27 protein-coding genes are annotated in these 24212 nt (G+C 70.0%); 14 read left to right on the top strand and 13 right to left on the bottom strand.

The annotated features are described in order from the left end of the window. The first annotated feature begins 136 nt into the window (after positions 1-136). A complete protein-coding gene (locus ATSB10_RS08565; protein WP_063672115.1) occupies positions 137-463 on the top strand; it encodes a hypothetical protein in 327 nt (108 codons plus the stop codon). 153 nt (positions 464-616) lie between these two features. Further along, positions 617-955 carry a hypothetical protein gene (locus ATSB10_RS08560; RefSeq protein ID WP_063672113.1) on the top strand — a complete coding sequence of 113 codons (339 nt, stop codon included), beginning with the start codon at positions 617-619 and terminating at the stop codon, positions 953-955. 24 nt (positions 956-979) lie between these two features. Here ATSB10_RS08560 and ATSB10_RS08555 read toward each other — a convergent pair whose 3' ends face one another. Next, entirely contained in the window at positions 980-1882 is a 903-nt protein-coding gene (locus ATSB10_RS08555; RefSeq protein WP_063672111.1) for a LysR family transcriptional regulator, read from the bottom strand. 92 nt (positions 1883-1974) lie between these two features. Between ATSB10_RS08555 and ATSB10_RS08550 the strand changes: the two genes are divergently transcribed. The 4 genes from ATSB10_RS08550 to ATSB10_RS08535 are packed head-to-tail and all read left to right on the top strand — an operon-like array spanning position 1975 to position 4698. Next, positions 1975-2970, top strand: a complete 996-nt coding sequence (locus tag ATSB10_RS08550) for an NAD-dependent epimerase/dehydratase family protein (RefSeq protein WP_063672109.1) — start codon at positions 1975-1977, stop codon at positions 2968-2970. Between the two features lie 7 nt (positions 2971-2977). Continuing rightward, positions 2978-3532 carry a GNAT family N-acetyltransferase gene (locus ATSB10_RS08545; RefSeq protein WP_083966151.1) on the top strand — a complete coding sequence of 185 codons (555 nt, stop codon included), beginning with the start codon at positions 2978-2980 and terminating at the stop codon, positions 3530-3532. Continuing rightward, positions 3529-3852: a non-heme iron oxygenase ferredoxin subunit gene (locus ATSB10_RS08540; protein WP_017463303.1), complete on the top strand. Its 324-nt coding sequence runs from the start codon at positions 3529-3531 to the stop codon at positions 3850-3852. The genes ATSB10_RS08545 and ATSB10_RS08540 overlap by 4 nt, the downstream gene beginning before the upstream one ends. A 45-nt stretch (positions 3853-3897) precedes the next feature. Then, entirely contained in the window at positions 3898-4698 is an 801-nt protein-coding gene (locus ATSB10_RS08535; RefSeq protein WP_063672107.1) for a CPBP family intramembrane glutamic endopeptidase, read from the top strand. Here the strand turns inward: ATSB10_RS08535 and ATSB10_RS08530 are convergent. Then, positions 4651-5307: a MipA/OmpV family protein gene (locus ATSB10_RS08530; protein ID WP_236886531.1), complete on the bottom strand. Its 657-nt coding sequence runs from the start codon at positions 5305-5307 to the stop codon at positions 4651-4653. The genes ATSB10_RS08535 and ATSB10_RS08530 overlap by 48 nt on opposite strands. A gap of 241 nt (positions 5308-5548) precedes the next feature. Here ATSB10_RS08530 and ATSB10_RS08525 point away from each other — a divergent pair, with 241 nt between their 5' ends. Genes ATSB10_RS08525 through ATSB10_RS08500 form a run of 6 tightly spaced genes read left to right on the top strand, consistent with a single transcriptional unit; the run spans position 5549 to position 11203 of the window. Next, on the top strand, positions 5549-6274 hold the full coding sequence (locus ATSB10_RS08525; protein ID WP_063672103.1) for an MtnX-like HAD-IB family phosphatase: 726 nt from the start codon (positions 5549-5551) through the stop codon (positions 6272-6274). A 26-nt stretch (positions 6275-6300) separates the two neighbouring features. After that, entirely contained in the window at positions 6301-7707 is a 1407-nt protein-coding gene (locus ATSB10_RS08520; RefSeq protein ID WP_063672101.1) for an aspartate aminotransferase family protein, read from the top strand. A 23-nt stretch (positions 7708-7730) separates the two neighbouring features. Further along, positions 7731-8009, top strand: coding sequence for an acyl carrier protein (locus ATSB10_RS08515; RefSeq protein ID WP_063672099.1), 279 nt, complete (start codon positions 7731-7733; stop codon positions 8007-8009). 35 nt (positions 8010-8044) lie between these two features. After that, on the top strand, positions 8045-9235 hold the full coding sequence (locus ATSB10_RS08510; RefSeq protein ID WP_063674402.1) for a beta-ketoacyl-[acyl-carrier-protein] synthase family protein: 1191 nt from the start codon (positions 8045-8047) through the stop codon (positions 9233-9235). A gap of 28 nt (positions 9236-9263) precedes the next feature. Continuing rightward, positions 9264-10331 (top strand): GNAT family N-acetyltransferase, encoded by a 1068-nt coding sequence (locus ATSB10_RS08505; RefSeq protein WP_063672097.1) that lies wholly within the window; start codon positions 9264-9266, stop codon positions 10329-10331. Next, positions 10328-11203, top strand: coding sequence for an arginase family protein (locus ATSB10_RS08500; RefSeq protein WP_063672095.1), 876 nt, complete (start codon positions 10328-10330; stop codon positions 11201-11203). Before ATSB10_RS08505 ends, ATSB10_RS08500 begins: the two co-directional genes overlap by 4 nt. A 14-nt stretch (positions 11204-11217) precedes the next feature. Here the strand turns inward: ATSB10_RS08500 and ATSB10_RS08495 are convergent, their stop codons facing one another. The 11 genes from ATSB10_RS08495 to ATSB10_RS08445 form a co-directional block, all read right to left on the bottom strand. Then, complete coding sequence (locus tag ATSB10_RS08495) at positions 11218-11499, bottom strand: PepSY domain-containing protein (protein WP_063672093.1); 282 nt, start codon at positions 11497-11499, stop codon at positions 11218-11220. 133 nt (positions 11500-11632) lie between these two features. Continuing rightward, positions 11633-12841 carry a DegT/DnrJ/EryC1/StrS family aminotransferase gene (locus tag ATSB10_RS08490; protein WP_063672091.1) on the bottom strand — a complete coding sequence of 403 codons (1209 nt, stop codon included), beginning with the start codon at positions 12839-12841 and terminating at the stop codon, positions 11633-11635. Between the two features lie 5 nt (positions 12842-12846). Further along, a complete protein-coding gene (locus ATSB10_RS08485) occupies positions 12847-13236 on the bottom strand; it encodes a DMT family transporter (protein WP_063672089.1) in 390 nt (129 codons plus the stop codon). Further along, a complete protein-coding gene (locus ATSB10_RS08480; protein WP_083966149.1) occupies positions 13233-13592 on the bottom strand; it encodes an EamA family transporter in 360 nt (119 codons plus the stop codon). Before ATSB10_RS08480 ends, ATSB10_RS08485 begins: the two co-directional genes overlap by 4 nt. Before the next feature lie 8 nt (positions 13593-13600). Beyond that, positions 13601-14437, bottom strand: coding sequence for an alpha/beta hydrolase (locus ATSB10_RS08475; RefSeq protein WP_063672087.1), 837 nt, complete (start codon positions 14435-14437; stop codon positions 13601-13603). A 44-nt stretch (positions 14438-14481) separates the two neighbouring features. Next, on the bottom strand, positions 14482-15396 hold the full coding sequence (locus ATSB10_RS08470; RefSeq protein WP_063672085.1) for an HlyD family secretion protein: 915 nt from the start codon (positions 15394-15396) through the stop codon (positions 14482-14484). Further along, a complete protein-coding gene (locus ATSB10_RS08465) occupies positions 15393-16151 on the bottom strand; it encodes an ABC transporter ATP-binding protein (RefSeq protein ID WP_063672083.1) in 759 nt (252 codons plus the stop codon). The genes ATSB10_RS08470 and ATSB10_RS08465 overlap by 4 nt, the downstream gene beginning before the upstream one ends. Next, complete coding sequence (locus ATSB10_RS08460; RefSeq protein ID WP_063672080.1) at positions 16148-17281, bottom strand: ABC transporter permease; 1134 nt, start codon at positions 17279-17281, stop codon at positions 16148-16150. The genes ATSB10_RS08465 and ATSB10_RS08460 overlap by 4 nt, the downstream gene beginning before the upstream one ends. After that, positions 17281-18693: a TolC family protein gene (locus ATSB10_RS08455; protein ID WP_063672072.1), complete on the bottom strand. Its 1413-nt coding sequence runs from the start codon at positions 18691-18693 to the stop codon at positions 17281-17283. Before ATSB10_RS08455 ends, ATSB10_RS08460 begins: the two co-directional genes overlap by 1 nt. Positions 18694-18821: 128 nt before the next feature. Beyond that, positions 18822-20216 carry a sensor histidine kinase gene (locus ATSB10_RS08450; RefSeq protein ID WP_063672070.1) on the bottom strand — a complete coding sequence of 465 codons (1395 nt, stop codon included), beginning with the start codon at positions 20214-20216 and terminating at the stop codon, positions 18822-18824. Next, positions 20209-20883, bottom strand: coding sequence for a response regulator (locus tag ATSB10_RS08445; protein WP_063672069.1), 675 nt, complete (start codon positions 20881-20883; stop codon positions 20209-20211). Before ATSB10_RS08445 ends, ATSB10_RS08450 begins: the two co-directional genes overlap by 8 nt. Before the next feature lie 317 nt (positions 20884-21200). Here ATSB10_RS08445 and ATSB10_RS08440 point away from each other — a divergent pair, with 317 nt between their 5' ends. After that, positions 21201-23291, top strand: a complete 2091-nt coding sequence (locus ATSB10_RS08440; protein WP_335645882.1) for a M1 family metallopeptidase — start codon at positions 21201-21203, stop codon at positions 23289-23291. Next, positions 23291-24205, top strand: coding sequence for a hypothetical protein (locus ATSB10_RS08435; protein ID WP_063672065.1), 915 nt, complete (start codon positions 23291-23293; stop codon positions 24203-24205). The genes ATSB10_RS08440 and ATSB10_RS08435 overlap by 1 nt, the downstream gene beginning before the upstream one ends. Positions 24206-24212 lie beyond the last annotated feature (7 nt).

The following is a 24212-nucleotide window of genomic DNA, read 5'->3' as shown; positions in this document are numbered from 1 at the left end:
GGGATACGTGCATGTGCTGGACGGTTGCATCCCTTCCGGCAGACATGACTTCCGGCAGGGATGAGCCCCGGTCTGCAACCGCCGTCGGGATGCCCGTATCTATGGCCCCGTCACCCAACCACCGCTGGAGCACCCCATGATCGACGGCAACCTGATTCCCATTGTCCTGTTCCTCTGCATCACCTACGCGATCAAGTCGGTTGTCGATGCCCGCTTCCGCCAGAAGATGGTCGGCGCTGGCGGCTCGGAAGAGCTGATCCGCTCGATCCTGCAGGGTGAGGAGGTGCGTCGCCGCCATGCCTCGCTGCGCTGGGGCATCATCCTGGTGGCGCTGGCCGGCGGCTTCGCCCTGATCCAGCAGTCCGACTGGCACGAACTGACCCCTGGCATGATCGCCGTCCTCGCTGGCGCCACCGGCATCGGCAACCTGGTGTACTTCGCGATCGCCCGCAAGCTGAGCTGATCGCTCCGCCCTCGGCCGCGTCCTGCCGCCAAGGGCACCCGCGCCGGCGCACGCTCCGCCGCCGGCGCCGTTCCTCCCCCCCTGTCCCTGCGCATCGAGTGCCGCATGAGCGCGGCGCCGCGGAGCCGTGCGCGCCCGTCGTGGAGAATCCCCATGTCCAAGACCCTGATCGCCCTGCTGTTCGCCGTGCCGTTTGCCGCGCCGGTCGCGGCCACCCAGTACCTGCGCGTGGTCAACGCGGCCGCTTCGCCGATCGTCGCGGTAGAAGCCGCGCCGATCGGCACATCGGCCTGGGGCCAGCTGTCGCTGGCCGACCGTCCGGTGCATCCGGGGCGGCAGCTCGGTGTGGCGCTCGATGGCTCCCGCCGCTGCCGCTACGACCTGCGGGTGGTCTATGCGGACGGTCGCGAGGTGCTCGCCCCGGCGTTCAACCTGTGCCGTCATCCGCACGCCGGTCCGGCGACGCTGAGGGTCGGTGCCGGAAAGGCCTGACGGGGCTCGTCGCGCGCGGCTAGGTCACTGGTTCCCGGTGGCGTAGCGCGCCATGGCTTCGGCGAGGAAGTCGAACACGGCGCGATGGCGCTGGCTGCGCCGCAGGTCTTCGTGCATCACCAGCCAGGTCGGCAGGGTGAGCGCGATCGCCGCCGGCAACACGGCCACCAGGGCGCGATCGCGCGCGGCCAGCGGCACCTGGCAGAAGCCGATGCCGAAGCCCGCGCGCAGTGCGGCCAGGGCGGCGAGGTCGCTGTCGGTGCGCAGCGCGAACTGCTCGCGCGTGTACGCGGTGAGCCCGGCCGGACGCATGGCGCGGGCATAGGGCGGTTCATGGTCGAAACCGATCAGCGCGTGCTCGGCCAGTTGCTCGACCCGCTGCGGCGTGCCGTGCGCCTTCAGGTAGCGGCGGTGCGCATACAGTCCCAGCCCGATCGTGCCGACCTTGCGTGCCACCAGCGCCTGCTGGGTGGGCTGCACCATGCGCACGGCGAGGTCCACATCCTTGCGCAGCAGGTCGGCGGCGGCGTTGGACAGCACCAGCTCGATCACCACGCCGGGATGGCGCTGGCGGAAGTCCGCCAGCATCGCCGGCAGCACCTCGCCGCCGACCACCTCGCTGGCGCTGATCCGCACGGTGCCGCGCAGCTCGCCGGGTGCCGCACTGGCCGTGCGCCGCATCGCCGCCGAAGCGGACGCCATCGCCTGCGCATGCGGCAGCAGCTCGTGCGCCATATCGGTGGGCGTGAGCCCCTGTGGCGAGCGGGTGAACAAACTCACGCCGAGGCGTGCCTCCAGTGCGCGGATGTGCCGGCCCAGGCTCGGCTGGGTCATGCCCAGGGCGCGGGCGGCAGCGGACAGGCTGCCCTCGTGCATCACCGCGAGGAAGGAGCGCTGCAGGTTCCAGTCGGGATCGTCGTTGGCCATGCATATTTGTATGGCAGAAGTTAGCTATCAGGCAATTTTCAACGAACCGGCCGGAGCGCAACCTGTCTCCATCATCCAGACGGGAGCGGGACATGGGCAACGAACGGACGGCTTTGGTGGTCGGGGCCAACGGTGGCATCGGACAGGCGATGGTGGCGGCGCTGAAGCGCCATGGCTGGCGGGTGCGCGCGCTGGTGCGCTCGCTGCGCGAAACGGACCCGGCAGTGGACTGGCGGGTGGGCGACGCGATGCAGGCGCAGGACGTGCGCGCCGCCGCCGAGGGCGTACAGCTGATCGTGCATGCGGTGAACCCGCCCGGGTATCGCGACTGGCAGCGGCTGGTGCTGCCGATGGTGGACAACACCATCGCCGCGGCCTGCGCGGTGGGGGCGCGCATCCTGCTGCCGGGGACGATCTACAACTTCGGGCCGGATGCATTTCCGCGCCTCAGCGAAAGCTCGCCGCAGCATCCGTCCACCGCCAAGGGTGCGATCCGCGTCGAGCTGGAACGGCGTCTGGCCGCAGCGGTCGGGCAGGGGGCGCGGGTGCTGATCCTGCGCTGCGGTGACTTCTTCGGGCCGCAGGTCGGCAACAACTGGTTCGCCCAGGGGGTGGTTCGGCCCGGTCGTCCGGTGCGCACGCTGTACTACCCCGGCGCGCCCGATCATCGCCACGCCTGGGCCTACCTGCCCGACGTGGCGGAGACGGCGGCACGGTTGCTCGATCGCGAGGGCGAGCTGGCCGATAGGGAGGTCTTCCATTTCGGCGGCAGCTTCATCGATGGCCACGAGCTGTGCGATGCGGTGCGCCGCGCGACCGGCAACGAGGCGCTGCGCCTGGGGCGTTTCCCGTGGTGGCTGGTGGCGTTGGCTGCGCCATTCCACACCACGCTGCGCGAGCTGCAACGGATGCGCTACCTGTGGCGCACGCCGATCGCGCTGGACGACCGCAAGCTGATCGGCTTCCTCGGCGACACCTGCTATACGCCACTGGAGCGCGCGCTGCGCGACACGCTGGCGGGCCTGGGCTGTATCTCCCCGCCGCCGGCCGCATCGCAGCATGCGGCCGGGGACAGGGCCGGATTATGATCGGCGGATGATCATGCGTTCTTCCCCCGTCCCCACCTTTCGTGCCGCCACCGCGGCAGATATCCCGGCCGTGGTGGCCCTGGTCGAATCGGCCTACCGCGGCGAGTCCGGCCTGCGCGGCTGGACCACCGAGAGCCACCTGCTCGACGGCCAGCGCACCGACGCCCGCGACGTCGGCGAGGCGATCGCCCGTCCGGACAGCCTGGTGCTGCTGGCCGAACTCGATGGCGCGCTGGTGTCGTGCTGCCACCTGGAGAAACAGGACGGCGCCGCCTATTTCGGCATGTTCGCGGTCGATCCCTCGCGGCAGACCGGTGGCATCGGCAAGCAGGTGATCGCCGAGGCCGAACGGGTGGCGCGCGAGCGCTGGGGCGTGGACCGCATGCGCATGACGGTGATCGTGCAGCGCGAGGAGCTGATCGCCTTCTACGAGCGTCGTGGCTACGCCCGCACCGGGCAGAGCAAGCCGTTCCCGTATGGCGACGAGCGCTTCGGGATCCCACGTCGCGACGACCTGCGTTTCGAGGTGCTGGAAAAGCCGCTGGCCGAGGTGCTGGCATGAGTGGTCCCGCCGGCTGGGTGAAGGTGGGCACCCGCAGCGAGATCCTGCCCGGCGAGTTCCGTATCGCCTGGGACGGCGACACCGCGATCGCGGTCTACAACATCGACGGCGACCTCTACGCCATCGAGGACGTGTGCACCCACGACGGCGCCGAGCTGGCCGGCGGCGAGGTGCATGGTTTCGAGGTCGAGTGCGTGCGCCACGGCGCACGCTTCGACCTGCGTACCGGCGCGGTGACCTGCCCGCCGGCCTACGAGCCGGTCGCCACCTTCCCGGTGCGCGAGGAGGACGGCTTCATCTGGACGCGCGACGACCGCTGATCGCGGGCGGCGGGGGCCGCGTCCTTGGAGGGGAAAGGGGCATTCATGGGGAACAGGAAGGCACCGCGGGGGCGGGCCGTCATCGCGTTCGCGATGTTGTTCGTGCTGTACCAGTCGGCCGAGGGGATCGGCCAGCGGCTGCTGCACAGTTTTCCGCTGCAGGCGGCGCTGATGATCGCCTGCGTGCTGGCCGCCTGGCCGCTGTCGCGCTGGCTGGGCTGGCGCGGCTACGGCGCCTATGCGCTGGACCGGCGCTCCTCGTCGCTGGCATGGCTGGCATTCGGGCTGGTGGTGGCGCTGATCGCCAACGCGCTGGCGATCCTGGTCGGCGAGCGGCTCGGCATCTATGCGCCGACCGGACCGGCGCTGTCCGCGGCCGGCTTCCACACGCTGCTCGCCGCCCTGCCGGTGCTGGCGCTGTCCACGTTCGTGCCGTCGCTCGCCGAGGACATCCTGTCGCGCGGGTTCTGGTACCGCGCGGCGGGTATCGCCTGGCATCGGGGCTTCGTCTTCGTCGCGTTTTCGGCCGGCTATTTCGTGCTCAACCACCTGTACCGGCTGGAGCGGGGGCCGAACGAATGGCTGATGATCTTCTGCATGGGCGTCGCCTACGCCACCGCGCTATGCCGTGCCGGCACGCTGTGGGCCGCTGTGGGCCTGCACTGGGGCTGGAACCTGGCCAATGGCGTGCTCGATCCGCTGTTGCCGGCGGACACGGTCGACGTGGCCGGCAGCCGGTGGCTGATCGCCGGCGTGCATCTGCTGGTCGCGTTGATGGTGGTGGCGGTGCCGCCGCCGTCACGGGTGGTAGATGAAGGCCAGCGATTGCGTCCATTGCGTGGCTGACCCGAAGCGGCTCACCAGCGGGCTGTTTGCCGCGCCGCCGAGCAGGCGTCCGTAGACCACCGAGAGCGCCAGGCCGGTGTGCTTGCTGGTCGGCAGGTACAGGTCGTACTCCAGCGAGGCCATTTCGCTGCCACCGCCGGGGCGCCAGGCGCGAACGCCGAGCGCGCTGGCGGAGGCCGGTCCGATGCCGAAGAAACGGTTCATCGCGGCGCCGTTCATCAGCGACCAGCGCACGCTCGCCGCCTGCTCCAGCGGGCCGATCGACGGCAGGTCGGTGTCGGCATACAGGTTGAGGTAGGCGCCGGCGCCGGCCGTGTCGTGGCTGAGGTTGGCCCCCACGTCCACGGACTTGTTCAGCTGCCACTCGAGGTAACCGCCGGCATTCAGGCGGGGCGCCAGGCTGGGCACCTTGCCGCCGAGCGGGCCCAGGTCGGTGCGCTCGCGGCCCCACTGGTAGCTGCCGTAGAAGCCGCCGCGCAGGGCGGGGCCGTGCAGCAGCTCCACCTCCAGCCCGTCCAGCGTGGACAGGCTGCCGATCCCGGGCAGTTCGACATCGATGTAGGGCACCGGATCCTCGCGCTGGTGCCGCGAACCGGGCCATGCAGGCATGCGCTGCATTCCCACACCGACCGCAACCACGGTACTCTCACCGGCCCTGGCGGCAAGCGGAAGCATCGTGAGCGTCAGGGAGATGGACAGGAGGAGTCGGGCGCTCGATGGCATGGGCGTCGTGGGGTTTCGGGCAGGGATCCGGTTTTCCGGTCAACGCGCGAGGCGTGCCAGCGATGACATCCGGGCCATCGCAAGAAAGGGAAAGGACGGGGAAAGACTGCCTGCCTAGCCTTTCACCATGCCTACGAATGTGAAGACGCCTGTGCCTGTTTCCGGTTGGACCATCCTGTGTGACTTCGACGGCACCATTTCCGTCGAGGACGTGATCGACTCGCTGCTCGACCGCTACGGCCGCCCCGGCTGGGAAGCGCTGGAGCAGGACTGGCGCGCCGGCCGCATCGGTTCGCGCGAGTGCATGAGCGGGCAGGTCGCCCTGCTCGACATGACGCGCGAGCAGCTCGACACCCATCTTTCCCACCTGTGGATCGACCACGCGTTCCCCGGCTTCGTGGCCAGGGCGCGCGAGCTGGGCGTGCCGATCCGCGTGGTCAGCGACGGCCTGGACTACGCCATCCACAAGATCCTGGGCCGCTACGGCCTGGACGACCTGCCGCTGGCCGCCAACCACCTGGCGCCGGGCACGCCGCCGCAGCGCTGGCAGCTCACCTCGCCGTTCCAGGCCGAGGGCTGCCGCAGCGGCACCTGCAAGTGCGCCTGCGTGGCTCAGGCCCGCGCCTCCGGTACCACCCGCACCTTGCTGATCGGCGACGGCGCCTCGGACTTCTGCGCCGCCGACCGCGTCGACTTCGTGTTCGCCAAGCACCGCCTGATCGAGCATTGCCGCGCCGCCGGCATCCCCTACGTGCCGATCACCGGCTTCGAGGACGCGCTCGACTTCCTGCCCCGCCTGCTCGACGGCAGCCTGCTCGCCGAGGCGACGCAGGACGCCGTGGTTACCCCCTGATCCCCACTTCTTTTCCCGGTAATTTCATGAACGCTTTCGACAAGAACGCCGGCCTGGTGATCGACGACGCCCAGCTGCTCGCCGACGAGGCCAAGTACAGCTCCTTCGGCGACACCGTCCACTACGTGGACCCGCCGAAGATCTTCCGCACCTGCAACGGCAGCTACATGTACGACACCGCAGGTACGCCGTTCCTCGACCTGCAGATGTGGTACTCGGCGGTCAACTTCGGTTACGCCAACCAGCGCCTCAACAACGTGCTGAAGAACCAGATCGACCTGCTGCCGCAGGTGGCCAGCCAGTACCTGCACCAGACCCGCATCGAGCTGGCCAAGACGATCGCGCTGGACGCCAAGAAGAAGTTCGGCCTCGACGGCCGCGTGCACTTCAACGTGGGCGGCGCGCAGGCGATCGAGGATTCGCTCAAGCTGGTGCGCAACTTCAAGAACGGCAAGAGCCTGATGTTCGCCTTCGAGGGCGGTTACCACGGCCGCACGCTGGGCGCCTCGTCGATCACCTCCAGCTACCGCTACCGCCGCCGCTTCGGCCACTTCGGCGAGCGCGCGATGTTCCTGCCGTTCCCGTATCCGTTCCGTCGCCCGAAGGGCATGACCGCGGAAGAGTATTCGGAGAACTGCGTGAACCAGTTCGCGCGCCTGTTCGAGACCGAATACAACGGCGTGTGGGACCCGAAGACCGGCCAGTGCGAGTACGCCGCGTTCTACGTCGAGCCGATCCAGGGCACCGGCGGCTACGTCGTCCCGCCGATGGGCTTCTTCAAGGGCCTGAAGAAGGTGCTCGACCAGTACGGCATCCTGATGGTGGTCGACGAGATCCAGATGGGCTTCTGGCGCACAGGCAAGCTGTGGTCGATCGAGCACTTCGGCGTGGTGCCGGATGCGGTGGTCTTCGGCAAGGCCCTGACCAACGGCCTGAACCCGCTCTCCGGCCTGTGGGCGCGCGAGGAGATGATCAACCCGACCATCTTCCCGCCGGGCTCCACCCACTCCACCTTCAACTCCAACCCGCTGGGCACCTCGCTGGGTCTGGAGGTGATGAAGATGGGCTACGAGCTGGACTACGAGACCTCCGTGCCGAAGAAGGGCGCGCACTTCCTGGAGGGCCTGAAGGACCTGCAGAAGAAGCACAAGGAGATCGGCGACGTCGACGGCCTGGGCCTGGCGCTGCGCGCCGAGATCTGCACCGACGACGGCTTCACCCCGAACAAGGCGCTGCTCGACCGCATGGTCGACATCGGCCTGGCCGGCGACCTGGAGCACAACGGCAAGAAGATCGGACTCGTGCTCGACGTCGGCGGCTGGTACAAGAACGTCATCACCTTCGCCCCCTCGCTGGAAATCACCCACGAGGAGATCGACCTGGCCATCGCACTGCTGGATCAGCTGATCACCAAGGCGAAGCGTTCGATGTAATTCCAACCAGGGACGCTTTCGACATGACCGAGCCGCAATCCATCGACGCCATCCGCGACCAGGTGTTCGCGATCATCGCCAAGCAGGCGAAGATCGACGTGGCCACCATCCGCAACGATTCCACCCTGAAGGACCTGGGCGTGGCGTCGCTGGACGCGATCGAGGTGATCTTCGATATCGAGGAACACTTCGACATCCACTTCCCCGACCAGGGCACCAACTTCGACACCGACACGGTGCAGCACCTGATCGATGCCGTGGTGGCCGCCCAGGCTGCCGGCGGGGAAGGCGGCGCGCAGTGACCGAAGTCGACAGCCGCGCCATCGCCATCACCGGCATGGGCGCGATCAGCGCCTTCGGTGAAGGTGCCGAGGCCCTGTGGTCCGGGTTGCGCGAGGGACAAAGCGGCATCCGCCCGCTGCGCCACGAGCGCGCCGCCGACCTGCGCGTGCGCATCGCCGCGCAGGTGCCGGAGAGCTTCGATCCGGCCGCGCATTTCGGTGAGCGCGCGCTGCCGATGCTCGATCGCGCCTCGCAGTTCGCCCTGTTCGCGGCGAACGAGGCGATCGTCCAGTCCGGCCTGGATTTCGCCGCCGGCGGTCTCGGTGGCCGCACCGGCGTGGTGGTCGGTACCGGCGTGGGTGGCGAGACCACCCAGGACGAGCAGAGCCGCCGCCTCTACGCGGAAAACGCCACGCGCCTGCATCCGCTCACCATCGTGCGGCTGATGATCAACGCACCGGCGAGCCAGATCAGCATGGCGCACGGCCTGCGCGGGCCGTCGTTCGCAGTGGCCAGTGCGTGCGCGTCCACCAATCACGCCATTGCCCAGGCCGCGCTGATGATCCGCGCCGGCCTGATCGACGTCGCCGTGGCCGGCGGTACCGAAGCCTGCCTCAGCTACGGCGCGCTGCGCGCGTGGGAAGCCATGCGCGTGCTGGCCGACGACACCTGCCGTCCGTTCAGCGCCAACCGCCGCGGCCTGGTGCTGGGCGAGGGCGCCGGCGTCTTCGTGCTCGAGTCGATGGCGCACGCCCGGGCGCGGGGCGCGCACATTCTCGGTGTGCTGGCCGGCGTGGGCATGAGTGCCGACGCGGGCGATATCGTCGCCCCCGATCCGGCCGGCAGCGGTTCGGCGATGACCCAGGCGCTGGCCGACGCGGGCCTGTCGCCCGAAGACATCGACTACATCAACGCCCACGGCACGGGCACGCCGGCCAACGATCCGACCGAGACGCGGGCCATCCATGCCGTGTTCGGCGCCCATGCGCCGAAGCTGGCGGTGTCCTCGACCAAGTCGATGCATGGCCACGCGCTGGGTGCTTCCGGCGCGCTGGAACTGGTCGCGGTGCTCGGTGCGCTGCGCGATGGCGTGGTGCCGCCGACCGCCAACCTCGACGTAGCCGATCCGGCCTGCGACCTGGACTATGTGCCCAACCAGCCACGCGCTCTCAAGGTACGCGCGGCACTCAGCAATTCCTTCGCCTTCGGCGGCCTCAACGCCGTGCTGGCGGTGCGCGCCGCCTGAGGCGAGGCAGCGCGCCGTCTCGACGCCCATGAGCTATCTCGCCCAACTGGAGCCGGAGAGTCTGCTGCGGCAGTTCCTCGTCCATCCGCCGGACGGCTTCGTTGCCGCCACCACGCCGTCGGGCATGCCCACCTTCGTGGCGCCGTTCGACCTGCTGACCACGGCGGACGATGCGCTGCGCCAGCGGGTGATGGCCCTGCCGGGCTATGCCCGCTGGGGTCGCCTGCTGCGCTGGCGCACCCGCTTCGTCGGCTGCACCGCCACCGAGTTCGCACCGTTGCCGCGTGGCGCCGAGCCCGAGGCGCTGGCGGGCGAGCTGGTGTCCGGCTACGGCCGCGACTGCGCGTTGATGGTGGTGAAGGACATCGCCCCGGAATCGCCGCTGCTGGACGTGGCCGACAACCTGCGCTCGGCCGCGCTGGCGCGTGCGCTGGAGGCGGAAGGCTGCGTGCTGCTGGAGGGGATGGCGCTGGCCTGGGTGCCGATCGATTTCGACAGTGAAGAGGATTACCTCGCGCGCCTCTCGCGCAGCCGTCGCAAGGAGATGAAACGCAAGCTGCGCTCGCGCGCGGACCTGCGCATCGAGATCTGGCGCACCGGCGACGCGGCCTTCGCGATCGACACCGTGATGGAGCGTTTCATCGCCCTCTACGAGAACGTCTACGCACAGAGCGAGATCCACTTCGACCACCTGTCGGCCGACTACCTGCGTGCGGTGCTGCGCGATGCGGGCAGCGGCGGACTGGTGTTCACCTATTTCGCCGGCGACGAGCTGATCGGCTGGAATCTCTGTTACGAGTACGCCGGCAAGCTGGTGGACAAGTACATCGGGCTCGCCTATCCGGCCTCACGCGAGCACAACCTGTACTTCGTCAGCTGGATGGAGAACCTCGAGCACGCGCGGCGCCGCGGGCTGAGCCATTACGTGGCCGGCTGGACCGACACCGCGGTCAAGCGCCAGCTCGGTGCGCGTTTCTGCATCACCCGGCATGCGGTCTACGTGCGCAACCCGCTGTTGCGCGCGCTGTTCCGCCGCATCGCCCACCACTTCGAAAGCGAGCCGGTACAGCCGGCCAAGGCCATGGACCCGGCATGACCCGCCCCATCGTCCTCGATATCGACCGTTCCGTCGGGCCGCTGCCGCAGCGCCTGGTGATCCCGCTGGAGCACTGGCAGGAGTCACTGCGCTTCGGTTGCTCGTTGCGCACCATGGAGCGTTTCCGCAGCGTGCTCGACGACACCCTGCCGGTCGCCCACGGCACGGTGATGCTGGGCAGCGGCGATTTCCACCACCTGACCTGGCCGCTGGTCGAGCGTGTCCGCGCCGCTGCGCCGTTCCAGGTGGTGGTGCTGGACAACCATCCGGACAACATGCGCTATCCGTTCGGCGTGCACTGCGGCTCCTGGGTGCGCCGGGTGGCGATGCTGCCGACGGTGAGCCACGTGCATGTGGTCGGCATCGGCTCGTCCGACATCGGCGCCGGCCACGCCTGGGAGAACTACCGCACGCCGCTGCGCGAGGGGCGCCTGAGCTACTGGAGCGTGGGCGTGGACGTGGACTGGGCGGCGCGCGCCGGGCTGGCCCACGCGTTCCACGCCTTCGACGATGCCGACGCGCTGGTCCGGGCCTTCGCCGACGAGCAGCTCGCCGCGCCACAGCCGGCCTACCTGTCGATCGACAAGGACGTGTTCGCCGCCGACGTGGCCCGTACCAACTGGGACCAGGGCCACTTCCAGCTGTCCCACGCCATCGACGTGATCGACAGCCTGCGTGCCGGCGGCCTGGTCGGCAGCGACATCACCGGCGAGATCTCCGCCTACCGCTACAAGAGCTGGTGGAAGCGGCGGCTGGCCGCGATCGACGACCAGCCCGTGGTGGATGCAGCAGAGCTGGCCGGTTGGCAGGCACAGCAGCATGCGCTCAATCTGGAGCTGCTGCGCGCGATCGCGGGCGCCGCGACGTCCTGATATCGGCGGAGGGCTCAGTCCTTGCCGTCGTCGATGCTGTTCTCCAGCAGCTTGCCGTCGCGCGCGTCGACGCCCACTTCGTGAACGACGCCTTTGGCGCGGATGTCGAACGAGTAGCGCAGGCCGCTGCCGCCGCGCTCGGTTTCCAGTTCTTCCTTGACGATCTTCCCGGGCACGGCGTGCAGCGCGATGGTCCGCGCGGCGGCGATATCTATCTTCGCTGCAGCCTTCGTGGTGGCGGCGAAGCCTGCACCGCACAGGGCGAGGCTGGCGGCGAGAGCGGCGAGTTTGCGCATGGTGGACTCCTCGTGTGGACAATGTGGCCACCTCGCCGCGGTAGGGTCGCGGGAGTGGCTACGCCAGCCTCGGGGATGGCACTTAGATCGGGCTTATCGCCGGCTTAGGCCGGGCTTACGGATGCCGGGGCATTCAGCCGAGCATGGCGGCGAGCACCGCGACGACGTGCTCGAACGAGGCGTCGTCCATCCAGTGGCTGTTGCTGATGGTGATCGCCCGTGCGGCGAAGTCGGTGGCGTTCGGCGTCGGCGTGTGCGGCACGCGATCGGCGAGGTAGACGTAGTCGGGCAACGCGTGCACGAACAGCCGGCTCACGCCGAGGCCGGAGGTCCACAGCGCGGCCAGCGCCGCGCGGGCCCGGTGCGCGTCGGGCATCAGCAACATCAGGAACGGCCAGCTGCCGGTAGTGTGCGGGGCCTCCTCGAACACGGTCACGCCGGGCAGCGCGCGCAGCCGGGCGACACGCGCCAGCGCGCGCGTGCGGTTGGCGGCGAGGAAGGCCGGCAGCCGGGTCGCGGCGCGCGAGCCGACGCCGCGGCGCCAGCGCCCGACGCGATGGAACGGAATGTCGGGCGGGAAATCGTCGCCGACCGCGGCGACCGGATCGCCCTCGCGCAGCGCGCGGCGCAGCGGGATGCCGTAGGCCAGCCGCAGCCCGAGCGGGTGGTACAACGCGGCCAGGCCGAGCAGCTCCAGGCTGCGCCGCAGCTCCCAGCCGGGCTTTGCTGGCACGTCGCGTGCGGCGGTGGCGTACAGGGCGTGGCGCAGGTCGTCGTCGCGCGTCACCAGCAGGCCGCCTTCGAAGATCGACAGGCCCTTGCCGGCGGCGAGGCTGAAGAAGCCGACGTCGCCGCGCAACCCCACGCTGTGGCCGCCGTCGCGCGCACCCAGCGCCTGCGCGGCATCCTCGATGACGAAGGCGCCGTGTTCGCGGGCGACCGCCAGGGGCGCGTCGAGATCGGCGACCAGGCCGGCGAGATGCGTCGGGACGATCGCCAGCGTGCGCTCGTCGCAAAGCTCGGCGAGCGCGCGGCGGTCCATGTCCCAGTGGTCCGGACGGGTGTCGCACAGGCGCAGGGTCAGGCCCAGCCGGTGCACGGCAATGGCCACCAGCGGACAGGTGAATGCGGGGACCACGACCACGTCGCGGCCGGGCGCTCGCTCGCGCAGCGTCGCCAGGGCAATCAGCAGGGCCGCGGTGCCGGAGCATTCCAGCTGCAGCGGCGGCGTTCCCAGTTGCGCCGCCAGCCGCGCGGTGAGCGCGTCGCCCCGCGGCAGCAGGTCGGCGGCCTGCAGGGGCAGTCCGGCGGTGGGGGGAATCTCGCGCAGCCGGCGGAGCATGGCGGTCACGCCGCGTCGGGCGGCGCTTCCTCGCGTTCGGCCAGGCCCAGGCAGACGATCCCGGCGATGATCGCCGTCGCGCCGATCAGCTTGGTCGCCGTGAGCGGCTCGTGGAACAGCCACACCGACAGCAGCATCACGCTGACCACCTCCAGGTGCGACGCGGCGAAGGCCGGACCGATCGGTGCGTGCTTGAGCAGAGTCATCCAGGTGAAGAACGCGCCCAGATAGCCCACCACTGCACCGTAGACCCAGGGCTCGCTGGACAGGCGCAGCAGCCAGGCCACGCTGGCCTCGACCGGCAGGGCATGGTTGCCGGCCATCTTGAAGCAGATGAAGTTGAACGTGTCGAACGTCATCAGCAGGGCGAAGCCGACCAGGTAGAAGCGCTTCATGCGCCGGCCCCCACCACGGCTACGCCGATGCTCACCAGCAGGATGCCGGCGACCCGCAGCCGGGTGAGCTTTTCGCCGAACAGGAAGCGGCCGGCAACCATGATCACCACGATGTTGATCGAGCCGAGCAGCACGCCTTCCGAGGCCTGTACCAGGGAAAGGAAGGCGATCCACACCAGGAATTCGAATACGTAGCAGCCGATCCCGATCCATAGCCATGGGCGCGCCGCCATGTATTTCCAGCGGGCCGCGCCGTCGCCGGCCGCCGGGTCGGCGGCCGCCGCCTTGAAGGCGAGCTGGCCGCCGGTGTCGAGCAACGCGTTGGACAGCCACAGTGCGACGGTGAGCAGGGGCACGGCCGACCTCAGGCCGCCGCCGCGACGGCGTCGCGGCCGGCCACGATGGCGTCGAAGAAACGCGCGGACCGCTCGATCAGCGTGCGGCGCTCCTTGTCGATGGTGATCATGTGGTAGCTGTCGTCCAGCAGCAGCAGCTCGGTCGGCGCATTCACGCCGCGCAGCACGGCCTCGGCATTGCGCACACTGGCCACGTCGTCCTCGCTGGCGTGGGCGACCAGGCAGGGCGAGGTCACCTTCGGCAGCAGGCCGCGCACGTGGTTGGACAGCTGGTACAGGTCGGCCAGCGAGTGCCAGGGATTGCCGAGCAGGCCGGCCACGGTGCTGTCGCCCGAGCGCATCGCCGCGGCGACCTGGTTGCGCAGGCGCTCGTCGCGCAGGCCGTAGGGGGGCTGCTCCTCGAACATGCGGTGGCGGCCCAGGCCGAGCTTCTTCACCAGCGGCAACAGAAACGACAGCTTCGCCGTCCACGGGATGCTCCAGCCGTCGTAGCGGAAGGTGGCGCCGTATACGCCGACTCCGGCGACCTGCCGCGGCCGCTCGGCGGCGAGCTTGAGCGAGAGCAGGGCGCCCATCGACAGGCCGCCGACGAACAGGTGGTCGACCCGCTCCAGCAGCTTGTCGGCGGCGGCCTCCACACTGGCGTACCAGTCCCGCCAGCCGGTGGCGAGCAGGTCGTCGATATCGCCGCAGTGGCCGGCCAGCTGCATGCCGTAGACGGTGAAGCCGGCGTTGTTCAGGCCCTTGGCGAGCAGGCGCATCTCCATCGGCGTGCCGGTCAGGCCGTGGATCAGCAGCACGCCGCGGCGGTCGCCTTCGAGGAGAAAATCGGTCGGTCGGATCACGGGGTATTCCTGCGCATGGGCTGACAGCCTGCCGGGTGCGCTTTTCAGTGGACTTTCGCGGGGTTGGACGGTTGGCCGAAACGGACCAGCACCCGCTGGCCCACCCGCACATCGTCGGGCGGCGGCTGGTCGAAGGCCAGGACGCAGTTCACGGTGCGCAGATTGGCCCGCTGCTGCGGATCGTCCTCCAGCGTCGAGGGGCCGACCACTCGGCCGATGCGCAGCACGTGGGCCGGCCAGCTGCGGTCCGCACCGCTGCCGTCGGTGCTGACGGTGGCCGCCATGCCGACCTTCACCGCGTCGACGTAGGATTCGCTCAGTTCCGCCCGCACGATCGGCGGGGTCAGCGGCAGCAGGGTGAACAGGGCGCCGGAGGCGGGCGAGACGCTGGCGCCGGACTGCGCGGTGACCTTGACCACCTGGGCCGCCAGCGGTGCCCGCAGGGTCCGCAGGCCCAGCTCGTAGCGGGCCGCGTCGCGCTTCTGGGTGGCCATCGCCACCGCCGCGTCGGCGCCCGCGCGCTCGGCCACCAGCGACTGCACGGCGGCCGCGGCGGCATCGGCGCTCTGGCCATCGCCGGCGCCGGCCTGGGCCGCTTCGGCCAGCCGTTTGGCCTGGACCTGGCTGGTCTTCAGCTTGCCGTCGATCAGCTCGCGCTGGGCCTTCGCCTGCGCCAGTGCGGCCTCGGCTGCCTCCAGCTGCAGGCGGGCCGGCTCCGGGTCCAGCGTCGCCAGCACCTGCCCCCTGGCCACGCGGTCGCCCTCGTGGACGTCGACCGCGGTCAGGGTGCCCTCGCGCGCCACGTCGAGCTTGAGCAAGCCGCCCTCGACGTCGATGCGGCCGCGGGCGACGGCGGCATAGGTGGGAGCGACGCTGGCGGGCGTCGGCGGGGTCTCGTGCGAGCAGCCGGCGGCCGCCAGCAACAGGGGAACGAGCAGGGTGAGGCGCAGCGGTTTCATGGCGCGGTTCCTTCGGGCGTCGCGGCCGGCGGCGCGGGGCGGCGGTCGCTGAGGATGCGGCCATCCTCCATCGACAGCACGCGGTCGGCGTGACGGATCAGGCGGGGATCATGGCTCACGCACAGCACGGTGGTGCCGTGGGTGCGGGCGATCCGGTGGAGGATGTCGATGATGGTCTGGCCGTTGGCGGCGTCCAGCGCGCTGGTCGGTTCGTCGGCGAACAGCAGTTCGGGCTGCTTGGCCAGCGCGCGGGCGATCGCCACGCGCTGCTTCTCGCCGCCGGACAGCTCGCTGGGGCGCAGGTGCATGCGCGGGGTCATTCCGACCTCGTCCAGCGACTGGGTGGCGCGCTCGCGCGCCTGCCGGCTGGACAGGCCCAGGTAGTGCAGCGGCAGTTCCACCTGTTCCAGCCCGGTGAGCGCGGGGAACAGGTTGAAACCCTGGAAGACGAAGCCGGTGTGCAGCAGGCGGAAGCGCTCCAGCGCGCGGCTGTCCAGCCCGCCCAGCTCGCTGCCCAGCGCGATCACGCGGCCGGCGTCGACCTTCTGCAGGCCGCTGAGGATCGCCAGCAGCGTGCTCTTGCCGCAGCCGGACGGTCCGGAGATCAGGGTCAGCTCGCCGGCCTCGATCGACAGCGAGAGGCCGTCCAGCACCTGGGTGCGCACCTTGCCGGAGACGAAGGCCTTGGCGATGCCTTCGGCGCGCAGGGCCGGGCCGGCGGGGGCGGTGGCGGTCACGGGGGCGGGACGGTTCATCGCAGCAGACTCGCCGGGTCGGCGCGGCGCAGGCTGCGCATCGCCACCAGGCCGGAGACGGCGGCCAGGGCCATCGCCAGCACCACGCACAGCAGGGTGATCGGGAAGTTCAGCACCACCGGCACGTCCTGGCTGCGCGCGGCCACCAGTAGCAGGAAGCCGAGCACGGTGGCGCCGAGCAGGCCGATCGCGCCGACCCAGAACGCCTGCTCCAGCACCACCCAGCGGAGGTTGCCGACGCCGACGCCGAGCGCGTTGAGGGTGGCGTACTCGCGCACCGAGCCGGCCACCGCGGCCATCAGGGTCTGGCTGGTGATCACCGCACCGACCAGGAACACGATGCCGGCCAGGAACACCACGCCGGCGCCCGCACCGGTGTCGAGCATCCAGTACAGCACCGAGCGGCGCGCGAAGCTGCGCGCGGTCCACACATCGTAGGGGCCGAAACCCCTGTCGCCGCGCAGGCGCGCGGCCACCGCGTCGGCCTGTGCCGGATCGCGCAGGCGGGCCACCAGGTAAGTGGGGCGGCCGAGGTCGGTGGGGTCGTTGTCGAGCTGGCGCGCGGTGTCCAGCGAGGTCACCACGTTGACGCCGCCGAGTGCACGCAACCCGCTGCTGACGCCGACCACGCGCACGCGGTGGCCGTTGATCACCGCGGTGTCGCCGACCGCCACGCCCAGCTTGTCGAGGTCGGCGCGGTCCACGATCACCGCATCGGGTTCGGCCAGCCGGGCGCGCAGCGCCGGTGGCAGGGCCTGCGAGAACATCATCCCGTCGGCGCGGGTGTCGATGCCGGTGACGTAGACCGACTCGCCGCCGGTGTCATGGGCGCCGCGCCAGTCGGCGTCGACCCAGTAGAAGGGTTCGACCTGGGCCACCGCCGGATCCATCCGCAGGCGCATTTCCACGTCCGGGTCGATCGGCCGGCCCAGACTCACGCTCTGCGTGCCGGGGTAGCCGATCCACAGGTCGGCGCTGGAGCCGGTGATGTACACGCTGGCGCTGGAAAAGATGCCCAGTACCAGCGCTGCCTGCAGCAGCTGCAGCAGGCCGGCGAAGCCGACGGCGAGGATCGCCGGCAGGAATCGCCGCCACTCGTAGATCAGTGTCTTGCGGGCCAGCGCGACCATCAGCGCGGCTCCTTGCCATCGGCGGCGGCAGGCGTCGCGTCGTCCGGCAGCGGCGCGCCGCCGAGCGCCTTGTACAGGCGCACGAAGGCCAGGTCGCGTGCGGCGGTCGCCTCGGCCAGCGCCAACGACGCCTGTGCCAGCGCCAGTTGGCTGTCGATCTGTTCGGCGGGCGCGGCCAGATGCAGTTGCACGCGAGTGGCGGAGGCCTGCTCGGCACGGGCCAGTGCCGCGTGCGCCCGCGCGCTGGCCGCCTGCCGTTCGCGCTCGAGCTCGAGCTGACCGAGCGAGGTTTCCACCTCGGCCACGCCCTCGAGCACCGCCTGGCGGTAGGCATACACGCTTGCCTTCAGGTCGTGCTTGCTGGCGCGCAGTTCGGCCTCGCGCGCACCCCAGTCGAACAGCGGGATATCGATCGCCGGGCCGGCCGAGAGCAGGGCGTTGTCGCTGGTGCGGCGGTGGGTGGTGAGGTTGGTCGACCACACCAGCGAGCCGCCCAGTCCGAGCCGCGGCAACAGGTCGGCGCGGGCGATGCCGGCGTCTCCGGCGGCCCGGACCACCTCGGCCTCGGCGCGGGCGATTTCCGGGCGCGTGCGCAGCAGGTCGGCCGGAGCCTGGTCGATGCGAAGCTCGCCCAGCGAGGGCACCGGCGCCGGCTTCAGCCACGCGGGATCGGGTTCATTGCGGCCCAGCAGCACCGCCAGTTGCTGGGACAGGTGGTCGATCTCGCCACGCGGCTCGGCCAGCGCGGCCTCGGCCTGGGCCAGGTCCGCCTCGGCCTGGGCCTCGGCCTGCGGGGCGGCCAGCCGCAGCCGGACGCGCACCTGCGCCTGCTGCAACAGGCGCCGGCGCAGGTCGCGCATGGCATCGAGCGTCGCCTCGCGCTGCTGGGCGGCGCGCAGCTCGAGCCAGTCGCGCACGACCTCGCCGACCAGGCTGACCCGGATCCGCTGCAACTCGGCCGCGCTGGCATCCACGGCGCCGCTCGCCTGGCGGTTCGTCGCGGTGCCGCGGCCGAACAGGTTCAGTTCCCAGGTGGCGTCGAAGCCGGCGACGAAGAACGAGGCGCTGGCATCCGGATCGATCGCGTCCTCGGTCTTGGCGCGCAGGCGCGGCAGATACTGGACCCGGGCGCTGCGGAAGCGCTCGCGCGAGGCGAGCAGCCGCTCGGTGGCCTCGGCCGCCTGCAGGTTGTCCCGTAGCGCGGTGTCGACCAGGGCGTCGAGCGCGGGATCATGGAAGGCCCGCCACCAGCCGCGCAGGTCCACCGGCATTGCCGAGGCCTGCGGCACGGAGTGGTTCCAGCGAGCCGGGACTGGCGCGTCCAGCTTCGGCATGGCGATACCGGCACAGCCCGCCAGCAGGCCGATCGAAACGGCCAGGGTGGCGCGCGCAAACCGATGGGTGAAGCGCATGTCAGCGCCGGATCGTGTCGACCCGGGAGCTTGCCCGGTCCGGGCCGGAGGCGCAGCAGAATGGGGAAAACGTGGCGGGGAGGAGCGCTGGGCGGGTCATTGCGAAAGATTCCACGATATGGGTTTCATCAACTTTTCGATGCCGACGGGAACTGCAGGCCGATCCTCAGTCCGCCACCGACGGCCGCGCCAAAACCGAGGCGCGCATCATGCTGCTGGGCGATCTGCTGCACGATCGCCAGGCCCAGGCCGGTGCCCGATGCCTGGGTGCCCGCCACCCGAAAGAAGCGCTCGCCGAGGCGCTCGAGCGCTTCCGGGGGGACGCCGGGGCCGGAATCCTCCACCTGCAGCAGCACCCCCTGGTCGGGCAAGGGCAGCACGCTCACGGTGGCCCGCGCACCCTCGCCGGCATAGCGCAGGATATTGTCGATCAGGTTGTCCAGCAGTTCCTGCAGCGCGGCAGCATCGCCGTGGATCACTGCCGGATGGTCGGGGCCCTGGTAGCCCAGGTCGATCCCCGCTCGCAGCGCCTCGGGGATGCGCATTTCGACGGCCCTGGGCACCAGTTTGGCGAGGTCGACGTCGCCGGTGGTCGAGCGCTCCTTCCACGGGCTCTGCGCACGGGTCAGCGCGAGCAGTTGGGTCGAGGTGCGGGCGGTGCGCTCGGTCAGCTGTTCGATGTGCTCCAGCGCATCGCGCACCACCGCGGGGTCGCTGCTGCCGCGGGCGCGGTCGACATGCAGGCGCAGCCCGGCCAGCGGCGTGCGCAACTGGTGCGCGGCATCGGCGATGAAGCGCTCCTGCAGCGACAGCACCGTGCGCAAGCGCTCGAACAGGCCGTCGATGGTGCGGGTGAGCGGCAGGATCTCCACCGGGACGTCGGCCCCGGTGATCGGCTCCAGCTCGTGTTCACGCATTGCCAGGCGCCGGGTCAGCGGATGCAGGATGCGCAGTCCGCGCGTCACACCCAGCCAGACCAGCGACAGCACGCTGAGGATCAGGAAGGTCTGCAGCGGAATGGCCAGCAGCAGGATCTGCCGTGCACGGTGCTGGCGGTCGCGCAGGGTCTCGGCGATGGTCACCGTGAGCACGTCGGAGGGATCAGTAGGCGAGCGCAGGCTCAGTGCCGCGCCGCGCAGGGGGCGTCCGGCGAGGCGGGAGTAGAACAGTTCCGGGCTGGCGTCGGCCGCCGGCGGCGGCGGCTGCTCGAAGTCGCCGTTGCCGCCCAGCAGCCCGCGCTTGCTGGAGCGGACGTTGTAGTAGTTGTGGCCGTCCGGCTCGTATTCGATGAGGAAACGAGCCTCCTGCGGCAGGTCGCTGGAGACCTCGCCGGAGCGGAACATCTGCGCCAGCGTGCGCACGTCGTTGGCCAGATCCGCGTCGTGCACGCGGTTGGAGTAGTTGAGCGCCACGCCATAGGTGATCACCGCGTCGATGACCAGCAGCAACAGCATCGGCAACAGCAGGATGAACAGCAGCCGGCGCCGCAGGCTGGGGCGGCGCTGGCCGGAGGCCTCACTCATCGGCCGTTTCCTCGAGCAGATAGCCGAGGCCGCGCACCGTGCGCACATTGGCGCCGCTGCCGTGCAGCTTGCGGCGCAGGCGATGGATGGCGATGTCCAGCCCGTTGTCGGTGAGGTCCTGGTCCCAGTTGCACAGCGCCTCGACCAGCTGGGCGCGGTTGGTGATGCGGTCCGGACGGCTGGCCAGCGCCTCGATCAGGCCGAACTCGCGCGCGGTCAGCTCCAGCGGCGAATCGTCGATCCAGGCACGATGGCCGGGCAGGTCCAGGCGCAGCCGTCCGATACGGACCTCGGTGCTGCCCTTGCTCGCCGAGCGACGCAGCAGGGCGCGCACGCGGGCCTCGAACTCGGCCAGGGCGAAGGGCTTCACCAGGTAGTCGTCGGCGCCGAGGTCGAGCACGCGCACGCGCTCGTTGAGGCCCTCCCGGGCCGTGATCACCAGTACCGGAACGCCGGAGCCACGCTGGCGCAGGCGATGCAGCACCTCACTGCCGTCGAGGCCCGGCAGGCCCAGGTCGAGCACCAGCAGGTCGTGGGCGCCGTCGCGCAGCGCGATATCCGCCTGCGCCCCGTTGGCCACGTGATCGACGGCATGCCCCCCCTGGCGCAGCGCATCGGTGATGGCAGCGGCGATGGCAGGGTCGTCTTCGGCGATCAGGATGCGCATGGGACACCTTGGGGCGGGGACAGTCGGCGCGGGCTACGACAATGTCCACCGCCGGTAGTTGCAGTCGTACATGATGCCCTGCGCACCCCCGGAAAGGCGACACGTCGCGCCCAGTCTTGCCGCCGCCGCCTGATTGTTCCAGTCTGGGGCGTTGCCGTACCACAGGGGGAGTCATGCGGTCTTCGTTCCGATCCGGCGGGTGGTTGCCCGTCCTGTTTGTCCTGGCATGCCCGTTTGGGGCACTGGCCCGCCAGACCGCGCCGACGGCGCCTGCGGCCGACATACCCGCAGCGACGGCTTCCTCCACCGCGCCATACGTGCCGATCCCGCTGGCCTCTCCGGATGCCGCCGCAATCAGTACGCCGAGTGGGCCGAACGCCTGGGGAGGCGAGCGCACCGGCAACGAGCCGACGCTCTCCGACCGCGTGGTCAGCTACCACATCGACGCCGAGCTGGATGCCGCGAAACATGCGGTACACGGCAAGGAGCAGTTGCAGTGGCGCAACCGCAGCGACCGCGAGGTGCGCAGCATCTACATGCACCTGTACCTCAACGCGTTCGCCAATGAGGGCAGCACCTTCTTCACCGAGCGCGAGGTGCTCACTGCGCACGGCAGCTCGCGCGGCAACGCCAGTCTGAAGAAGGGGCAGTGGGGCTGGATCGACCTGAGCAGCGTGCGCCAGGCCGATACCGACCTGAAGTGGGCCTTCGTGCATCCGGACGGCGGTCCGGCGACCGACCACACTGTGGTCCGGGTGGACCTGGCCCAGCCGGTGCCGGCGGGCGGTACGCTGACCCTGGACATCGACTTCCTCAGCCAGTTGCCGCGGGTGGTCGAGCGCACCGGCTGGTTCGGCGATTTCAACCTGGTGGGGCAGTGGTTTCCGAAGATCGGCGTGCTGGAACTGCCGGGCGAGCGGGGTGCCACCCAGGTCCGCTGGAACTGCCACGAGTTCCATTTCAACAGCGAGTTCTATGCCGACTTCGGCCTCTATGACGTCCGGCTGACGGTGCCTTCGGATTACACCGTCGGTGCGGTCGGCCAGCTTGAGGGCCAGCCGCAGACCGCCGACGGCAAGACCACCTACCACTACGTGCAGGGCGACGTGCACGATTTCGCCTGGGTCGCCGCCAAGGGGTATCAGACGCTGGACGGCGCCTACGAGGGGCCGGGCAGCCCGAAGGTGGCGGTGCGGGTGATCTACCCGCCCGAGTACGTGGCCAGCGCCAGGCCGGTGCTGAAGGCCAGCATCGACTCGCTGGGCTATTTCTCGAAGACGCTGGGCGCTTACCCCTACAAGACGCTGACGGCCGTCGTGCCGCCCTATAACGCCGGCGAGGCCGGCGGCATGGAGTACCCGACTTTCTTCACCGCCGAGGGCTACAAGGAGGTCGAGCCGGGCACGCTCACCCAGGGACTGCTGGATTTCGTGACGATCCACGAGTTCGGTCACGGCTATTTCTACGGGATCCTGGCCTCCAACGAGTTCGAGGAGCCGATGCTCGACGAGGGCCTGAACGAGTACTGGGACCAGCGCATGCTGCGAGAGCGTGGGCAGGAGCTGGACCTGGCCTCGCCGCTGATGAAGCGGCTGGGGATCGTGCCGAAGATGGACGGCTTCACCATGGAGCGGCTCACCGCCGGACTTCGTCAGCCGCCCGACCCGATCGGCGAGAACGCCTGGGATCGTCTTTCCTCCTCGAGCTACGGCAGCGTGTATTCGCGCACGGCGACCGCCATGCACGACCTGGAGGAGCGGCTCGGCAGGCCGGTGATGGAGAAGGCGTTCCGCGAGTACTACAAGCGCTGGCGCTACAGGCACCCGTCGGTGGCCGACCTGCGCGCTGCGTTGATCGATGTTTCCGGCAAGCCGGAGATCGTGAACCAGGTCTTCGACCAGACCGTCTACGGCACCGCCTGGGTCGATGACGCCGTCACCTCGATCGACACCGAACGGGTGGAGCCGCTGGCCGGCACTTTCGTGAAGGACGGCAAGCGTACGGAGGACGATGCCTCTGCCCGCGACGAAACGGTCGACCGACAGCTGACCGACTGGAAGAAGCAGCATCCGGAGGCGAAGGACGGGCAGGGTCCTTATCCCTGGCGCAGCATCGTGACCGTGCGTCGCTACGGTGCGTCGGCACCGCAGACGCTGCGACTGAACTATGCCGATGGAGGACACGAGGACATCGCGTGGAATGACCAGCGGCGCTGGGCCCGGTTCGTGGTGACCAAGCCGACTAGGGTGGTCTCGGCCGAACTCGATCCGCAGCACACCGTTTACCTGGATGCCGACAAGCTCAACGACAGCTATGCCACCAAGGCCAACGGCGCCGCCTCGCGGCGCTGGGCGGCCGATGCCGCGGCGCTGCTGCAGAACCTGTATTCCTTGCTGGGGACCCTGTGATGGCCTGGAAAAACTCCCGCCGGGTCGACCTCGGCTCGCTCGCCGCCGCACCGTTCGCGGCCATGCAGTGGCGCCTGCTGCTGTTGTGGGTGGTCCTGCTGCTGCTGCCCACTGCCGCGGTCGCGCTGCCGTTGTGGAAGGCGCTCGGCGATTTGCTCGATCACTCGGTGCGCGTGCCGGAGTGGGCGCAGTCGTTCCACGCGATGATGTTCGGTGACGTGCTGGCGCAGTTCGTTCGCCACGATGGCTGGCTCGGCGGCGCGGCATTGGCCGGTCTGGCGCTGACCGTGGTGTTGCTGCCGCTGCTGCACGGCATGGTGGTGGCGGCCGGCCGCGCGGGGCGTGCGCTTGGTTTCGGCCACCTGCTGCAGAGCGGCCTGATCGAGTACGGCCGCATGTTCCGCCTGATGTTGTGGTCGCTGCTGCCGTATGCGGTGATGCTGGGGTTGTCCGCTTTTGCCATGAAGACGGCAAGCCGACACGCACAGGCCGACGTATTGCAGTCGCAGGCCGATGCGGCCGCGCACGCGGCGCAGTGGACGGTGCTGGTGCTGTTCGTGCTGGCGCAGGCGATCGTCGAGTCTTCCCGTGCCGCCTTCGTGGCCGATCTCGGGTTGCGTTCGGCCACGCGCGCGTTCGGCCGTGGCGTGATGCAGCTGCTGCGACGCCCGCTGAGCACCCTGCTGAGCTATCTGGTGATCAGCGCCATCGGTCTGGCGATCGCGCTGGCGTTGGGGGTCTGGCGCGCCCACACGCCGGCGATCGGCTTCGGCGGCTTCCTGCTCGCGCTGGCGATCAGCCAGGTCACGGTCGCGGTGACCGGATGGATGCACGCGGCGCGGGTCTTCGCGCTGGCGCGGGTGGCCGGGTCGCTGGTGCCCGCACGCCGTGGAGGCTTCTCGCCGACGCGCTGAGTGCCGA

Source organism: Dyella thiooxydans, from assembly GCF_001641285.1.
Lineage (GTDB): Bacteria > Pseudomonadota > Gammaproteobacteria > Xanthomonadales > Rhodanobacteraceae > Dyella_A > Dyella_A thiooxydans.
The sequence above is the reverse complement of the archived record's forward strand: the minus strand, read 5'-3'. Positions and strand labels throughout refer to the sequence as shown.

Coding starts and splice junctions, on each gene's coding strand:
- ATSB10_RS08510 (WP_063674402.1), top strand. CDS start 8,045: ATGGGCGCGATCAGCGCCTTCGGTGAAGGTGCCGAGGCCCTGTGGTCC.
- ATSB10_RS08495 (WP_063672093.1), bottom strand. CDS start 11,499: ATGCGCAAACTCGCCGCTCTCGCCGCCAGCCTCGCCCTGTGCGGTGCA.
- ATSB10_RS08490 (WP_063672091.1), bottom strand. CDS start 12,841: ATGCTCCGCCGGCTGCGCGAGATTCCCCCCACCGCCGGACTGCCCCTG.
- ATSB10_RS08515 (WP_063672099.1), top strand. CDS start 7,731: ATGACCGAGCCGCAATCCATCGACGCCATCCGCGACCAGGTGTTCGCG.
- ATSB10_RS08445 (WP_063672069.1), bottom strand. CDS start 20,883: ATGCGCATCCTGATCGCCGAAGACGACCCTGCCATCGCCGCTGCCATC.
- ATSB10_RS08525 (WP_063672103.1), top strand. CDS start 5,549: ATGCCTACGAATGTGAAGACGCCTGTGCCTGTTTCCGGTTGGACCATC.
- ATSB10_RS08435 (WP_063672065.1), top strand. CDS start 23,291: ATGGCCTGGAAAAACTCCCGCCGGGTCGACCTCGGCTCGCTCGCCGCC.
- ATSB10_RS08550 (WP_063672109.1), top strand. CDS start 1,975: ATGGGCAACGAACGGACGGCTTTGGTGGTCGGGGCCAACGGTGGCATC.
- ATSB10_RS08560 (WP_063672113.1), top strand. CDS start 617: ATGTCCAAGACCCTGATCGCCCTGCTGTTCGCCGTGCCGTTTGCCGCG.
- ATSB10_RS08455 (WP_063672072.1), bottom strand. CDS start 18,693: ATGCGCTTCACCCATCGGTTTGCGCGCGCCACCCTGGCCGTTTCGATC.
- ATSB10_RS08555 (WP_063672111.1), bottom strand. CDS start 1,882: ATGGCCAACGACGATCCCGACTGGAACCTGCAGCGCTCCTTCCTCGCG.
- ATSB10_RS08460 (WP_063672080.1), bottom strand. CDS start 17,281: ATGGTCGCGCTGGCCCGCAAGACACTGATCTACGAGTGGCGGCGATTC.
- ATSB10_RS08520 (WP_063672101.1), top strand. CDS start 6,301: ATGAACGCTTTCGACAAGAACGCCGGCCTGGTGATCGACGACGCCCAG.
- ATSB10_RS08450 (WP_063672070.1), bottom strand. CDS start 20,216: ATGAGTGAGGCCTCCGGCCAGCGCCGCCCCAGCCTGCGGCGCCGGCTG.
- ATSB10_RS08530 (WP_236886531.1), bottom strand. CDS start 5,307: ATGCCTGCATGGCCCGGTTCGCGGCACCAGCGCGAGGATCCGGTGCCC.
- ATSB10_RS08540 (WP_017463303.1), top strand. CDS start 3,529: ATGAGTGGTCCCGCCGGCTGGGTGAAGGTGGGCACCCGCAGCGAGATC.
- ATSB10_RS08465 (WP_063672083.1), bottom strand. CDS start 16,151: ATGAACCGTCCCGCCCCCGTGACCGCCACCGCCCCCGCCGGCCCGGCC.
- ATSB10_RS08565 (WP_063672115.1), top strand. CDS start 137: ATGATCGACGGCAACCTGATTCCCATTGTCCTGTTCCTCTGCATCACC.
- ATSB10_RS08485 (WP_063672089.1), bottom strand. CDS start 13,236: ATGAAGCGCTTCTACCTGGTCGGCTTCGCCCTGCTGATGACGTTCGAC.
- ATSB10_RS08470 (WP_063672085.1), bottom strand. CDS start 15,396: ATGAAACCGCTGCGCCTCACCCTGCTCGTTCCCCTGTTGCTGGCGGCC.
- ATSB10_RS08535 (WP_063672107.1), top strand. CDS start 3,898: ATGGGGAACAGGAAGGCACCGCGGGGGCGGGCCGTCATCGCGTTCGCG.
- ATSB10_RS08545 (WP_083966151.1), top strand. CDS start 2,978: ATGATCATGCGTTCTTCCCCCGTCCCCACCTTTCGTGCCGCCACCGCG.
- ATSB10_RS08500 (WP_063672095.1), top strand. CDS start 10,328: ATGACCCGCCCCATCGTCCTCGATATCGACCGTTCCGTCGGGCCGCTG.
- ATSB10_RS08505 (WP_063672097.1), top strand. CDS start 9,264: ATGAGCTATCTCGCCCAACTGGAGCCGGAGAGTCTGCTGCGGCAGTTC.